Annotated in this window: 12 protein-coding genes; 1 reads left to right on the top strand and 11 read right to left on the bottom strand. The window is 67.2% G+C overall.

Annotated elements, in window-relative coordinates:
- Window positions 1–14 precede the first annotated feature (14 nt).
- The 3 genes from AC3A6J_RS21250 to AC3A6J_RS21240 all read right to left on the bottom strand — a co-directional run bounded on the left by AC3A6J_RS21250 (window position 15) and on the right by AC3A6J_RS21240 (window position 1,672).
- A complete protein-coding gene (locus AC3A6J_RS21250; protein WP_487861974.1) occupies window positions 15–647 on the bottom strand; it encodes a helix-turn-helix domain-containing protein in 633 nt (210 codons plus the stop codon).
- Window positions 648–658: 11 nt separating this feature from the next.
- Window positions 659–832 (bottom strand): response regulator, encoded by a 174-nt coding sequence (locus AC3A6J_RS21245; protein ID WP_487861973.1) that lies wholly within the window; start codon window positions 830–832, stop codon window positions 659–661.
- A 126-nt stretch (window positions 833–958) separates the two neighbouring features.
- Window positions 959–1,672 (bottom strand): response regulator transcription factor, encoded by a 714-nt coding sequence (locus AC3A6J_RS21240; protein WP_487861972.1) that lies wholly within the window; start codon window positions 1,670–1,672, stop codon window positions 959–961.
- Window positions 1,673–1,700: 28 nt separating this feature from the next.
- On the opposite strand from AC3A6J_RS21240, the gene AC3A6J_RS21235 reads away from it, so the two are divergent.
- A complete protein-coding gene (locus AC3A6J_RS21235) occupies window positions 1,701–3,794 on the top strand; it encodes a sensor histidine kinase (protein ID WP_487861971.1) in 2,094 nt (697 codons plus the stop codon).
- Between the two features lie 31 nt (window positions 3,795–3,825).
- Here the strand turns inward: AC3A6J_RS21235 and AC3A6J_RS21230 are convergent, their stop codons facing one another.
- From AC3A6J_RS21230 to tssK, 8 genes are all read right to left on the bottom strand, one after another.
- Window positions 3,826–4,530, bottom strand: coding sequence for a relaxase/mobilization nuclease domain-containing protein (locus tag AC3A6J_RS21230; RefSeq protein WP_487861970.1), 705 nt, complete (start codon window positions 4,528–4,530; stop codon window positions 3,826–3,828).
- Window positions 4,531–4,675: 145 nt separating this feature from the next.
- Window positions 4,676–4,957, bottom strand: coding sequence for a hypothetical protein (locus AC3A6J_RS21225; protein ID WP_487861969.1), 282 nt, complete (start codon window positions 4,955–4,957; stop codon window positions 4,676–4,678).
- 460 nt (window positions 4,958–5,417) lie between these two features.
- Complete coding sequence (locus AC3A6J_RS21220) at window positions 5,418–6,302, bottom strand: ArdC family protein (protein WP_487861968.1); 885 nt, start codon at window positions 6,300–6,302, stop codon at window positions 5,418–5,420.
- 924 nt (window positions 6,303–7,226) lie between these two features.
- Window positions 7,227–7,604 (bottom strand): hypothetical protein, encoded by a 378-nt coding sequence (locus AC3A6J_RS21215; protein ID WP_487861967.1) that lies wholly within the window; start codon window positions 7,602–7,604, stop codon window positions 7,227–7,229.
- A gap of 65 nt (window positions 7,605–7,669) precedes the next feature.
- Window positions 7,670–8,707: a helix-turn-helix transcriptional regulator gene (locus AC3A6J_RS21210; protein WP_487861966.1), complete on the bottom strand. Its 1,038-nt coding sequence runs from the start codon at window positions 8,705–8,707 to the stop codon at window positions 7,670–7,672.
- Window positions 8,708–8,838: 131 nt separating this feature from the next.
- Window positions 8,839–12,648: a type VI secretion protein IcmF/TssM N-terminal domain-containing protein gene (locus tag AC3A6J_RS21205; protein WP_487861965.1), complete on the bottom strand. Its 3,810-nt coding sequence runs from the start codon at window positions 12,646–12,648 to the stop codon at window positions 8,839–8,841.
- Window positions 12,648–13,334, bottom strand: a complete 687-nt coding sequence (locus AC3A6J_RS21200; RefSeq protein WP_487861964.1) for a DotU family type IV/VI secretion system protein — start codon at window positions 13,332–13,334, stop codon at window positions 12,648–12,650. The genes AC3A6J_RS21205 and AC3A6J_RS21200 overlap by 1 nt, the downstream gene beginning before the upstream one ends.
- A 3-nt stretch (window positions 13,335–13,337) precedes the next feature.
- The gene (tssK, locus tag AC3A6J_RS21195) at window positions 13,338–14,729 is read right to left on the bottom strand and encodes a type VI secretion system baseplate subunit TssK (protein ID WP_487861963.1); all 1,392 of its coding nucleotides are present in this window, start codon (window positions 14,727–14,729) and stop codon (window positions 13,338–13,340) included.
- Window positions 14,730–14,736: the final 7 nt, after the last annotated feature.

Below are 14,736 nucleotides of genomic sequence, written 5' to 3'. Positions count from 1 at the left end.
GTGGATGCTGCGCGTCAGGCGCCGCAGGCGCAACTGCGATGCAGCCGCCGATACGCCGCCGGCGTGCTACCGAAGCGCTCCCGGAATGCCGTCGTGAAATTCGCGGCACCCGAGAACCCGACCGCATGCGCCACTTCCTCGATGGCGAGCGGCGTCTCGACGAGCAGTCGCTGCGCGCGCAACAGCCGGGCCTCCCGCACGAATCCGGGCAGGGTCCGGCCCGTGTGGACCCGGAACGCCCGCGCCAGCCGCTTCTCGTGCGTGCCCACGCGTGCGGCGAGTGTCGGCATTGGAGGCACTTTCGCAAGATCGCTCTCGATGAGCCGCTGCGCGGCCGCGGCGATCACGCGGTCCACGTCGTGAGCTGGTTGGTCTCCGGATTCCGACGGCCTGCCCGGCGCACCGACGACACCGTGCGGCACTTGCGCGCTGCGACGTGCGAGTGTGAGATGGACCGCGACGCGAACCAGCACCTCTTCGGGTTCGAAGGGCTTGAGGATGTAGTCGACGCCGCCCTCGCGCAGGCCGGTCAGCCGCTCTTCGAGCGTGGCCCCGGCGGTGAGAAAGATCACCGGAATGTGCGCCGTGGCGTGGTCCGCCTTCAGCAGCCGGCACACCTCGAAGCCGCTGGCGGCGCCCAGGTGCACGTCGAGCAGGATCAGGTCGGCTGCAGCGCGCCGGCGCGGCGGTAGCTCTCGAGCGCGTCGAAGGCCAGGCTGATTCGGTGGCCGGCGTGGCGCAGCGATGCAAGCAGCACCTGGAGTTCCTCGACGTTGTCGTCGATGACCATGATGTGCGCACGCTCGGCGGGAGATTGAAGCCAGTAGGACATGAAGATGCGGCGCGTTGCGTGCCGCATGGTGCAAGTCCCGGTGTTTTTTTTCATGCGCCCTGCCTGACCTTTTCTGACGGTTCCTGACCACGCGCCAGGCCCGTCCGTGCCGCTGCCCGGGCAGCGTCAGTTCGCGAGCACGTAGCCGGTGCCGCGCACCGAATGCAACGGCAGCCGCATGCCGAGCTTCGCGGCCTTGCGCCGCAGCCGGCTGGCGATCGCGTCGATGCGGTGTTCGTCGAAATCGAACACGTCGCCACCGAGCGCGCGGATCAGGTCGTCGCGGGTCACTGCCGTGCCACGCTGCCCGAAAAGGCAGCCGAGAAAGGCGCGTTCGCTCGTCGTCAGCGCCATCTGCCGGCCTTCGGGATCGCCGAGAATCCAGTCGCCTTCGAGCAGCCGCCAGGCGGCGGGCTCGGGCGGCGCAGGCGCTGCGTTCTCCAGCGGCGCGGCCATGAGGCGCCGTCCGACAGCGTGCAGCGTCTCGGCCAGTTCCATCATGTTCACCGGCTTCACCAGGTAGGCATCGGCACCTTCGCGCAAGCCCAGCAGCCGGTCTTCGAGCCTGCCCCGCGCGGTGACCAGCACCAGCCCGAGCCGCTGCCGCACCGCGCGCAGGTGGGACACGATCGCGAGGCCGTTCTCGCCTGGCAGCCCGATGTCCACCACCGCGATGTCGCAGGGCTGAACCGCGAATGCCTTGTAGAACGACGAGGCATCGCCGAAGCCTTCCGCGTCGAAGCCGAGCTCTCCGAGCGCGAAGACGGTTTCTGCACGGATGTCTTCGTCGTCCTCGATCACATGGACGCGAAGACCGGTACGCGGGCTTGAGGATGGCATGACACGGAAAGTATAAAGTCGCGCCCCAATGCGCCTCCACGTCGAAACCATCCGGGCAGTCCCGGGCCGCCTGCTCGTTCTTCTCTGCCTGCTGCTGCTGTGGTGCTTTGCGACGCCAGCCGGCGCGCTGGTGCTGTCGGCTTCCGATGGCATCGACCGTGGCCTCGAGCTCTCCAGCGGCCTCGAGATCCAGCGCGACCCCTCGGGCCGGTGGCGCATTGCCGAGGTGGCCGGCGGCGCGCAGCAGCACGGATTCGCGCCGCTCGAAGGGCCGGTGCAGGAAGGCTTCAGCCGCGACGCGGTGTGGCTGCGATTCTCGCTGGCGCGCACGGCCGATGCGCCTGCACGATGGCTGCTGCGGGTGCGCCCGCCACGCATCCACGAAGCCACCTTGTATGCGCCCGACGGGCGCGGCGGATTCGTCGAGACGCCGCTCGGCGACGCCCGCCCTTTCGCGGCGCGCGAGATCCCCGACCACAACTTCGTGTTCCCGGTCGACCTGTCGACGGAGCCGGCCACTTATTTCCTTCGGCTGCGCAACAACGGGCCGTCCTTGCGGGCCGAGCTGGACCTGTGGCAGCCCGTCGGCTTCGAGCGCGACCGCACGGCCGACTACGCCATCATGGGCGTGCTGCTCGGCGCGGTCATGCTCGCCGTCTGCATGAACCTGATCTTCGGGGCCTGGCTGCGCGACGGGCTCTACGTCCACTACGCGCTCTACGTCCTCTGCATCGCAGCACTGTCGGTCAACCGCCAGGGGTTCGCAGCGGAGTGGTTTCTCGACCATCGCCCAGAGCGCGTCGCGCAAACGCTGCTGGCGGTCAACTGCTTCTTCAACATGGTGGGTACCGCGTTCATGTCGCGCATCTTCCAGTTCCGGCGCCATTGGCCGCCCGCTGCGCATTTTTTCAATGCAGTGGTCGTGTTCAACTTCGTCGCGTTCATGTTGGCCCTGGCCGGCCATCACGCCGCCATCGCGACCTGGGTCAGCGCGGGCAGCACCGCGTCCACGCTGTTCGGCGCCGTTTTCGTCTGCTACCTGATCTTCGTGCGACGCCAGTTCGGATACCTGCTGCCGGCCTCGGCCTTTGCGGTGGGAACGGTGCTGGGGCTCTACGGGCTGTTGAAGCTCTGGTTCGGCGACTGGGTGCCGGGCGCGCCGCCCGACCGCATCTACTGGCTCGGGACCATGGTCCACCTCATTTTGCTGAACGTGGCCGTGGCCGACCGCACGCGGCGCGCCGAGCGCGACTACCGCGCCGAGCGCGAGCGCGTGCTCGCGGTGCGGCTCGAAGCCGAACAGGCACTCGAAGGCACGGTGGCGCGGCGCACCGCCGAACTGCAGCAGGCCAACACCGCGCTGCACGAGGAAGTCGCGGCCCGCGCCCGCCTCGAAGCCCGGCTGCGCGCGTCGCTCGACGTCGAGCGGCAAGCGATCGCGCAGCAGCGCGAGTTCGTCTCGATGGTGTCGCACGAGTTCCGCACGCCGTTGACGGTGATCGACGGCGCGGCGCAGTCGCTCGACATCTCGAAGCTCGGCGCGGAGCCCGTGGTGAAGCAGCGCACCGAGCGAATCCGGCGCGCCGTGCAGCGCCTGACGATGCTGATCGAGAACATCCTGCTGGCCGACCGCCTTCAGCCCGAGAACCGGACGCTTCGCGTCGAAGCCCTCGACCTGGCAGCGCTTGCGCGCGGCCTGTGCGAGGGCTTCGACTTCCCCGGCGCTTCGCGCCTGCTGCTCGAGGTGCACGCCCCCCTGACCCAGGTGCGCGGCGACCGCGCGCTGCTCGAGATCGCGCTGCAGAACCTGATGCAGAACGCGCTGAAGTACTCGCCGCCGGAGCACCCGGTTCGCGTCGTGCTGCGGCAGACGGGCGACACCGTGCAGGTCGACGTGATCGACCGCGGGCCCGGTGTTGCACCGGCCGACGCGGACCGGATCTTCGAGAAATACTTCCGAGCCGAAACCGTGGGCGCGGTGGCGGGCACCGGCCTGGGGCTGCACCTGTCGCGCGAGATCGCGATGCGCCATGGGGGCGATGTGGTACTGCACGAGACAGGCGCCAGTGGGTCGACATTCCGCCTGGCGCTTCCTGCTGCGCCGCTCGAACGTAGCCCCTGATCGTCCGCGCGCATGCGAAAAACACCACGTGTCACCGGCTGCGGTTTTGGGGAGGGTAAGTGGAATCGTGTGTGCGGTCCCTTGGTGCACCGGGCTCGGTCCGTCGGGTATCGCTAGTCGCACAGCGTTGCGTGTTGCCGTCTGCTGCGCCCGCACCAATGCATAGCAGGCGCAGCGAGCGCGGAGCATGGTCCTCCGCGCCGTCGTGGACAACCTCGCGCTGATTGCGGGCCTGCCAAGGCGTGGCAGTTGCCGCCACGCCTTGCGCCAGCATCAATGCCGCAAACTGCTCTCGCCATCGTCGCAGCGTATCCCTGCGAACACACAATCGTCCGCCTGGTTCGTACTCCGGCTCGGATTTGACGCTCAGGTGGACATGAGGATGGGCCTGGTCCGTGTGAAGCACCATCGCATATCGGTACTTCGACGAGAAGTTCTGACGGGCAAAAGCGCGCGCAGCGGCAATCACCTTGCGCGGCGGCGTCCCATCCGGCATCGACAGCACGATATGGTGCAGCAGCTTCGCACGCGTGTCCTTTCGGCCTTTCGGCGGCTTCGGCCGGTACCCGCTAGAGCACAAGTCAAGCTGCCATCCGTCGACCAGACGACTGATTGCGGAACGTCCATGCACCAGCTCGCCATCGTCCGTTTCGATGTCGAGCTTCCCGTTGCGGCCGATGTAGCTCAGGTGCGCCAACGCTCCTTCGATGTCTCTTGCGCCGCCGGATATTTTCACCACCACTTCGGGTCCATCGGGATTGGCTCCCCTCGCCAACTCGACCGCTCCGCCGCTTGACCGGCAAGTGGCGACGGGCCCGCGTCGGCCGTGGCTCACGAGGTCCAGCTCCAAGCCTGGCGTGCGGGGCAGCACCACCAGATGCCTACCCATGACCGGCTTCCCAGCTCTTGAGATTCGCCCGCACCACCGAAGCAACCGCTTCACGGACCGATTGAACGGCACGCGCGAGTTCCATCAGACCGTCCGGTGTGCAGGACGCAGATACTGGATCGTGTCGAGACAGGCGCAACATTTTCAGATTTCGGTCAATCGCGCCTAAGCGCCCAGCAAGTGCTTTGAGAGCATCGATTTCCGCAGGAGGCATGACCTGCGCGGTGCGCACGTGCGCTCGGATCAGCATCGAGAGATAGCGAGATGTCTTCATGTGCCGACTTGCGGCACGGGCTTCTGCCAACGCCCGGTCGCCAGGCCGCAACCTGAGCGTGACCCGGTCACTTGCTCTCCTGGGATCCGGCATCTCCGTCAGTACGTTGTGTGTGTCTCCAGCGAGGCTGGCACCGAGCAGCCTATCGATGGAAAGTGCAAGCAGCGCGGATTCCGTAAGCCCTTGTCTCGAGGCGAGCAAGGCAAGGGCCGCCTTGGTCTCGCGGGGGACTCGGGTTGAGACGACAGCGGGGCGTGGGGCGCAACGCATCAGGAAATCTATTGGACGTATACGATGGCTGACATCAGTCTATCCTGCCCTCATAGCAACACAAGGCCGCCACGTTCGGCGTGCCGAACAGTCGAGATGCGAACATCGCATCCAGTAGCCGGAGCCGGAACGCAGGCATCGGCGACACACTTGCGCCGCCATACGCCCTAGGCAACGGAGTTCGCGAAGCTTACGGAGCGGCCAGGTCTCCTGGCTGGGCCATCGAGCGGGCGAGGATGAATTCGAACGCGTCGCCCGCATGGCGCGCAGCGGTGAAGATGGCGCTGCGATCGCCGCGCAGAACGCGCAGCCAGCTCTCTAGATAGGCCGCATGGCCTTCGATCGTCGCTTCGACCAGGCCGCAGTGCCCCAGCACGAAGGCGGCGCCGAGTTCCGCAACCAATTCCTCAAACGCATACGCACTGTCGCCGAAGCGCTGGCCGAAGCACCGACTCAGGCGGCTCGGGTGACCAGTCCAGTGGACCAATTCATGCAGCGACGTCGCGCAATACGCTTCGCCACTCGTGAAGCGCTCAGGCAGCGGCAGCCGGATCTCGTCGAGGTCCGGCAGGTACATCGCGCGCTCAAAACCATGGCGGATGGTGGGATTGCAGCCGCCAAGGAGCCGCACCGCAGCTTCCACCGGTCCGCCAGCGAATGTCTCGGGCGGTGGACCGAGTGCAGCCACCTCGCTCGGGAGCCCAGCTATTTGAGCCACGTTGAACAGCCAGAACGGCCGACACAGGAGCCGGCCCTCGAACGGCGCATGCTGCACCCGCTCATCGGCCGGCGGATCGCGATCCTCGTCCACGCGCTGGCCGCGATCTGAGAGCGCGCGCTCGAAATGCACGCACATCACAGCACGTTCTCCGCGCCTGACCTGGGCTCCCAGCGAGGCCGCCTGCTTGTAGGTCAGCCAGACGTTGGAGCTGTAGCCTTGCTCGATCGCCTCGTCCCAGAGAACCAGCACATTCGCGCCGCGATAGGCCTTGCCTGTCTTGCCGTTGCGGGGCATTCCGCGGCCGGCTGCCCGCAGCCAACGTTCGCGAAAAACATGGCCGCCCTTCTCGAGCATGGCAATGATCCGGTCCGTGAGGATCTGGCGCGGGTCCTTGCGACCGATGGATCCATACTTCGATGCCCGATTGCTCCCGAGCGCTGCTTTTGGTGAGCCCTCGGGGGGTACGGGGGGAACGCCCGTGGCTGCCAAGGCATCTGACCGAGATTGGCGAACGGGATTGCGTACTGCGCGCATGACTGGGCCTTTCTGCGGGGTGTGCCGCGGTGGTTGAAGATCTGCTTTCGGAGCCGCCTCGACGCATGAAGAGCGAGTGAAAGGGGCGATGTCCAGGGACCGCCCGGAAGCCGCAGCCGAGCAGCGAGAGGACCGGGTGAGGACGGTGGCGAAGCCCGAGCCCTGGACAACGGCACGCGCGAGCTATGCGTCGATCAAGAGGTGGCCCGAAGGCGGATGTGCCGCCGTACTGCCCGTCGCACAGGCCCGTGATGCGCCTCGCAGCGACATTGCCCTTGCTGCTGCCGCTTGACGTAGGCACAACGATCCGGCCTCAGGATCTTGTGCGCATGGAGCCGGCGAGAAGCGCGGCCGATGCCGTCCTTGCCGAGGAACTGACCGGTCGAGCATCCTGAACCTCCGGGCGGGCCAGTCCCTCATTTCATACGGCTTCTCGCCGCTTCACAACTTGCACTTCTCACAGGGGGGCATTTCTTTGCCTCTCGCCATGTGGCGATGCATGGCATCGAAATCTTCGCGTCCGTCGGTACTTCTGGAGGTACCTGCACTTGGCTTGAACCACGTACCGACAGCAAGGGGGAACGGCGATGCCGCTGACAGACACTTTCGTGAGGCAAGTGAAGCACAAGCGCGCCCCGACTGGCGAGCGCTACGCAGAGGGCGGCGGCATGTCTTGCGTCAATGGGTTGCCGGCAGGTACTGGCGCAAAGGCGATCGCTTCCAAGGCAAGGCCAAGACGAGTCGCTACCTTGGCGCAGCAGCGCCACCAACTCCTTGTGTGCCGGCGATCTGCTCGGGCGACCAGCATTGCGCCATCAATGCTCGAACCTTGCGCCACAGCGCGCCCTCGAAGTGGAGCTTGCACAGGCGCCGTGCCCGGCGTCGTACGCGGCGCGAGCGAGCGCCGGCCCTCACCACGTCGTTGCCACCCGCGATGCGCGGGCGCCCGATCGTGTCGAGCTCTGCATCGGCTTCGAAACCGCTGCGTCCCGACTCTCGTGTGATGGCGCTGGGAGCGCGCTGCAAGGTCCGGGCGATCGATCTGGCACGGTGGCCTTGCAGCTTCTTCCCCATGATCATCCCGCGCTCTCCGTCACTCAACTGTTCGTAGCTTCTGTTCATGGAAGCTCTCTCCTTCGGGATCGAGTGTGTTGCACTTCGAACTGGAAACCGTCCGTGTTCAGGTTTCAAGCTGACGGATCTCCGGATGGTCCGGAATCAATCGTCACGGTAGCGAAACGTGCATCCACCGCATGTTCTATTGGCATGCGCCGACGCGCCTCGCGCGCGGACATGCCGAAGCGCTGGCGAAAGAGCTTGCTGAACACCGCCTGGTCGGAAAAGCCGCAAGCGTAGGCGATGGCGCCGATGCTCAGCTGGCCGCCTTTGGGCTGCTGCAGATAACCCAGGCTCTTGAGCAGGCGCTTTTCGCGCAGGGTCGCGTGCACGCTCATGTCCTGCGAAGAGAACAGGCGGTAGAGCTGTGCACGCGACAGCCCGGTGTCCCGTGCGATGTCGACGACGCTCAGGTCATGCCGATGCAGGTTGCTCTGGAGGAACCGGTGGACCATCTGCAGTCGATCCACGGCGGGCGCGGACCCGGCCAGATACACCGAACCGAGCAACGTCTCAGCAGTCTGGAAGATGCCTGCCAGGACCGCCTGCCGCTCATCAGATCCCAGCGCGACGCCATGGTGGCCAAAGGTACCCAGCTGAGATGCCAGGAAAGGCGCGAGCGCAAGATGGCCGATGGCCTCGATCGAGCGCGCCCTTGCCGCCGGCGCCTGGCCGATCAGCTGCACCAGCCGCGGCCTGGCGGGGCGCACGATGCTGACGCGCGCGTGGTCCCAGCGCCCACGCAACGGCTGCGCCACGTCACACAGCAATGCGCTGCCGGGCCCGAAGCGGGTTTGTATGCCGTTGCTCTGCTCGACCGTGAGCGTGCCGCGCTCGATGAGCCACAGGCAGATGTCGGCCTCTCGAGGCGCGCCGATGCATCCCAGGGTCGAGCGCATCTCCGATGCAGGCACTTCGCAATGCGCGACAGTTCCGTTGGAGTCTTCGCAAAGCACGCCATGGCCGCGCACCGCATCGTCCGATGCGAGCTCCAGGTGCATCGATCTGAAAATGTCCGTCGTGACTTCGCTGCGATGCGTGGCAGCGCTTCGGCCGGCGGCCGAGACAAAGCGCCGTCCGCCGCCGAACGCGGAAGAGGCTGCCGCCATCGACTTGTCCGAGGCCGTCGAGTCTGCCCGGAGGCCAGCGCGCGAGGCTCCTGTCATCGCGCTGGATGGCCAAACAGCAGGCATGGCAGGCGCGCTCGGAGTTCCGAAGGGTTCCATCACGGATCTTCGCGTCACGGCGCGCCGCCGGGGGCGATCAGCGCGTCGAACATCGCCTGCAGGGTCTGGGGCGACTTGCGGCGGCTGTCCAGGCTCCAGCACGCGCCCACGCGCGGCGGCACCGAAACCTGCATGAGCGGCTCGCCAGAGGCGCCCGGCGTGCGAATGTCCACCAGTGCCTGCGCCTGTCCAAGCTGCTGCGCGGCGAGGCGCTGCTTCTCGGCCGCCATCTCCACCAGATCGCGGGCGAGCTTCGTGAGCTGGGCCTGCGTCTTCAGGAGTGCGTCCTGCCCCTGCATGTCGTACCGCACGGTGATTCTGCTGACCTTCATGGCCTCGAGCCGTGCGCGACTCTGGGGGAAGTCGAGCACGCCATAGTCGCGTGTGCCGTCGCGGAACTCCCCCACGAAGTCGGCCACTCCGGTGGCACCCGCAAAACGCCGGCTCAGCGTGAGCTCGCCGAGCCGGATCTCCAGCGTGGCCTCCCCGCACGTCGCAGCGCTCCATTCGAGCTGCTCGGTCACCGGGAAGTTGTAGTTGTTGATCACGTTGGCACGCGCGGCGCAACGCAGCGTGAGCGTCGTCAGGTAGGGCTTGACCGTGGCCCCCGGATTTACGCCGGTGGGCTGCGCGGTGAGGGTCAACGGCAGTGGCACGGCGCGCAGGGTCTCGGTCTGCCGGCGGGTTTCGGCCAGGCGTGAATCGATCGCCTGCACCGCCTGGCTGGCTTCGAGCTGCTGCTTTTCGATGTCGGCCTGGCGTTTGCGTTGTGCAAGTTCGAGCTGTTGCTGGCCGACAAGCTGCTCGACGCGCTTGTTCACGGCGCCGTTGAGCAGCGGCAGGAAGTCGGGCGTCACGGGCAAGCTGTAGCCCAGCGTCTCGACCATGCCGAAGCGCGTCGCGTCGCGCCGCAGGAACGGCTTTGCAGGCCCGTCGACGAATGCCCATACGGTGCCCCGGGTGCCGAACAGCTGGTCCATGATCTGGGTCATCGAGGTGGCGCTCTGCAGCGGCCACATGACACTGGTCTCCCAATCCTTCTGCAGGACGCACGAGGCCTGCTGGTCTACATAGCGCAACAGCAGGTGCGAGGGACCGCTGGCGAGCTTCCAAACGACCGCGCTTTCGCCGCCGTCGAAGCCCGAGTCCTTGCGGAGCTCGCGCATGGCATCGGTCACGGCATGCAGGCGGGAGGAGGAAACGGCCGGGTCTCTGCCGAAAGCATGGAACTCACCCGCCAGCGCCATGGACTTGCCTTCGCCGTCGAGCGCCTCACGCATGACCGCATCCAGGCTGGCGTCGTACATCTTCAACTGCTTGCGCAGGGAGAGGTCCCGCCGCACTGTCTCGCGCCCGAGCGACAGGCTGGACGTGCTCGCCTTCAGCGCCCGGCCGCCGACCGCGTCGAGCGAACTCATCAGCGACACGGTGGCACTGTCCGCCAGCATCGCGCCGGTCCGGGTCTCGACCTGGAGCCGCCCCAGCGTGCGTGACAGCAGGAGCCAGGGCGGCAATTCCTCGTCGCGGAGCGACGCGAATTCCTGCCGCAGCCGCTCGATCAGCATCGTGTAGGGATCCTGCCGGTGGGCCACGCGCGCCAGCATGGTTCGCCAAGCGGCTTCGCTTGCGAGGAGCTGTTCGCCGGCTGGAAAGCCGATCGCGAAATGGTGCCAAGCGTTGGCACGCTGCAGCCGGTACCAGTGCTCGAAGCGCAACCTTTCACGCGCGAACCGGGGTCGATCCCGGACCGCGCTTGCCATATCGTCGAGGAACCGGTCGATGGCGCGCTGGCCCTCAAGCGTGAAGGCCACCGGCACGCGCGGGGCGGCCAGCTCGGCTGCGGCAGCCTTGGCGCTCATGCCGTCCGCGGCGCCCGCCACGGGCCGCCAAAACAGGGCCAGCGTCACGTCGTCGCCCAGCAAGGCATCCGCCGGCAGGTCCAGCAGCCAGGCCAGTGGCAAAGCCCCGGCATAGGCCTCCTGCTCCAGTTGCATCTGCGAAGACGCGAGCCGGGCATCGAGGAACCCGTCCTCATCCGGATGCCAGGCAATGTAGGAGAGCCCAAGTCGCTCCAGCCGGTGGACCATCTGCGCGTCGACGCGGCGGGCCGGATCGACCGGCAGCAGACCCGGCAACCCGTCGAGATCGCTGCGCGAATCACCCGCGAGGCGCCGCTGGATGTGATGGATGCGGCGCACCAGATTGTACGCGCGGCCCGCGCGCAACTGCTGGGTCGATATCCCGCTGTTCGGGCCCACATCCTGAAAGGCCTCGTAGTTCCCCCTCTCGATGTAGCGGCGAAAGTTGGAAACAAAACTGCGCTGGAGCTGCTGCTCGAGCTCGCCCACCTCGCTGGTCGCCACCATCCATTGGCCGACCCAGCGGTCGTTGCGCCTGTCGACCACGGCCAGTGCGTCGCTGATGCGCTCGAGCGTTCGCGCATCCTCGTCGAGCTTGCCGACGAAGCGCGCATCCAGCGGGTAGGTCTCGCGCACCAACCCAACTGTCGTGCGGTTGTGCTGGAAGGCCGCCGCCATCAGCAAGACGGCCGCAAGGCACAGGGTCACCCACGCGAGCAGCCCGAGGTGGCGCGTGGCCCGCCGCCAGTGGTTGACCAGCGCGGCTGGAAGGCCGGCGTTGCGGTCGCGCGGCAGGACGCGGCCAAAGAAGTCGTGCAGGAACAGGCCCGTATGGGTCGTGCGATGCGCGGGCACCGGCGCCAGCAGCTCTGGCAGCAGGGTCGAGACGGCGCCGCCTTGCTGCGCGCCGCTGCTGAAGAACAGGCCGCGCAGGAAGGGACTTTCCAGGTAGGGATGGTCGCTGAAGCAGGCGTCCAGGAACAGGCGCAAGCCGGCCTTCACTTGCGCGAGTTCGCTGGGGAACATCAGCAGCGCCGGCGTGGCGCCGGCCGCGCGCGCCGCCAGCTGCAGGCGCAGCAGGCCCAACCGCTCCCCGATGCGGGCGAATGCGCGGTCGACGAAGTGCTGCTCGCTGTTCGTCGCCAGATAGCCCATGGCATGGTCGAGCGCGCCGGGTTCGAGCCGCGCCGACCAATCCTCCCAACCGTACAGGTGGTCGCACTGCGTCACGAGCAGGTAGATGGGGAAGCGCCGGTCGAAGAGCCGGATCAGCTGCTCGATGCGCTCACGCAGCACCCGGCCCTCCTCGGCCAGGCCATCGCGATCGGGGTGCTGCAAACGCCGCACGTCGATCGTGAGCACCAGGCCGTTGATGCCCTCGTGCGGACGGTAGCGCGCGAGCTGGTCGAGCACCACGCTCCATTCCTCGCGGTCCTCGCGCGAGCCTTCGGCTTCCACGTAGCGGCCGGCGCAGTCGATCAGCACGGCATCGTCGAAGAACCACCAGTCGCAGTTGGCAGTCTGCAGGATCGGCGCGTTGCGGTCGACCTGTTGCAGGGGCAGGCTCAGCCGCGAGCGCGTGAGCGCCGTGGTCTTGCCGGCGCCCGAACGGCCCACCAGCATGTACCAGGGCAGCACGTCGAGCGGGTTGCCGTGGCGCCGCAGGCCTGAGCGCCGCAGCGTGTCGACGGCCATCTTCCAGCGCCGCTTGAGCACCGCCTGCGGCGCCATCGCCTCGGTGCGCAGGCGCTGGTCCATGTCGGTCCGCGCGATGGCGCTGCGCGAGCGTGCCGCCACCAGAAGGCGGCGCAAGAAGCGGTAGAGCAGGTAGAGGCCCACGGCGCCGCAGACGAAGGCCACCGCGCTCCACCATGGCCACCCGAGGTAGAGCGACACGCCCCAGCCGAGCAGCGCGAGCAACGCCAGCACGCAGGCCCAGACGATCAGTTTGCGGAGGAACTTCATCAGATCAGGGGCAAGATGGCCTGCACCTCATTGCGCAGCACCAGAAAAAAGACCAGGTACAAGCCGCAGAGCACCAGCACCGGCACCGTGAGCACCATCACGCTCAGGCGCGAGAGCGCGAACCGCCGGCGACGCGTCGTTCCCCTGCCCTCCGGCGCCTTCAGTTCGACGCCCGGGAACACCAGCGCGGCCACCTCCGCCGCGTCCAGGCCCCGCGCATTCGCCTGGGCGAGCACGCGACGCATCGCGCGAAGCCGTATGTCGGCCAGTGCGCGCCCTGCGTCGCCAGGGTCGCCATGGCCGAAGCGGCCCGTAAAGCCCATCGAGAGGCACAGCACATAGACCTCCTGCACGTCGGTCTGCGCGTCGCCAAGCCTGGCGAGCCTTTCGAAAAAGGCCACGCCCGCATTCGACACGTTGAAGAACTGCCGCTGCAGCAAATGGCGCTGCCAGCTTCCGGCGTGCGGCCAGTCGCAGGTGGACAGCGTTTCGTCGACCCAGGCCGCGACCGCGAACAGTGCACTGCGCAGGTCGTCCTCGGGCGTTCCGATGGCGAGCGCTTCCTGCTGCGCCAGCACCAGCAGCGGCTGCAGCCGCTCGGCCGTCGCCGCGGCGTCGCCGTCCGGGGCCAGAGCGAACTGGCGCACCACGGCCAACACCGGAATGAAAGCATCGACCAGTTTCACGGCCTACCTTCTGACGACGGCGATCTCGGCGCGAAGGTCGCTTGGCGCATCGAGCCACGACAGCGAGATCAAGCCGTCGTGCGTGATCGACTCCCACTGCCGGCTGATCTGCTCGATGCGGAAATAGTGCGAATCCGCGCGCCGCGGCAGCCCTTGCGGCGCCACCGGCAGGTGGATCAGCTCCAGGCCCGGCAGCGCCAGCGAGCGCAGTCTGGGCATCTCGGCGGTTGGCCCAAGCCGGGCATCGCTCGGTATCGCCTGCGCGACCGCGAGGGGAATCGAGTTGCTGCGAATGAGCAGGTAGAAGCGGTTGTGCTCGCTGAAGAGGCGCTTGGGCAGTTCGCCGTTGTAGAGATGGTCGCCTTCGGGCTGGAGCTGCACGATGAATTCGGCGCCCACGGTGATCTCGTTGAGCATGTGGGTGATCAGGGCATGCGTGCGGGCAAAGCAACGCCCGATCTGGCGATGGTCGTAGGCCGGAACGCCGGCGGTGCCATCCTCGGCCTCGCCGAACAGGTTGAAGCGCTGCGAGAACGAGCTCAACTCACCCACCAGTTGTCGCAGCACGCCATAGACCGCCCAGGGGTGCAGGTTCTCGACCTCGCTCAGGTGCTGCAACTGCGGACTGAAGCGGTTCATGGTTCGCAGCGCCAGCAAGAGCACCACGTCCGCTGCGTCAAGCCCCGCGCCGCGGGTCTCGCCCGGGGCCTTGTAGGCCTGAAGCTGCCGGGCCCGGCCCGCGAGCTCGTCGCGGATGTCGCGGACCTGCTGCTGCAGCCACTGCGAGCCCGTCATCGCATAGCAGGGTGGCACGTGGTCCTCGACCAGCCGCACCAGGGCGCCGTCGCGCACCAGCCTGGCGATCGGCACCAGCTCGTAGTCCTGCAGGGCTTCGATCTCGCCGTCCAGGAAGATGCGCAGCACGAACACCAGCGAGCGCACCTGCGCGGGAGGCGCGCTCGAATAGAGGTCGGGTACCTCGTCGCTCGCGTAGGTGGTGGCGTACCGGGTGGGTGCGAGGGCCGCATCGGCGATCTCGTCGACCGTGCTGACGTTCGACTCTGTCGCGTGCAGGCGGCGCAGTCCCAGGTAGACGGTCAGCGGCTCGTCGCCCTCAAACTGCTCCGTCGTGAAGCTCCGGCCCGCGATCACCGCATTGCCCGGGTACTCCACATAGGTGCGGTCGCGAAAGAGAACCCGGGCCGATTGCAATTCGATGCGCTGGTTCGCGATGGCCGCAGCGCCCAGCACGAGCTCGCCCACGCCCCAGAAATGCGGCTGACCGCTCTCCAGCGCCGGCTTGCGCTGGAACTGCTGGTGCAGGTCGGACTGCTGAAAATGCTGCGGCTGCAGGAACATGCCCTGCTGCCAATAGATGCCGGCCTTCTCGTTCATGGAATGG

The sequence above is a fragment of the Variovorax sp. Soil_C_39 genome (assembly GCF_057656815.1).
This window is presented reverse-complemented; position numbering and strand designations above follow the sequence as displayed.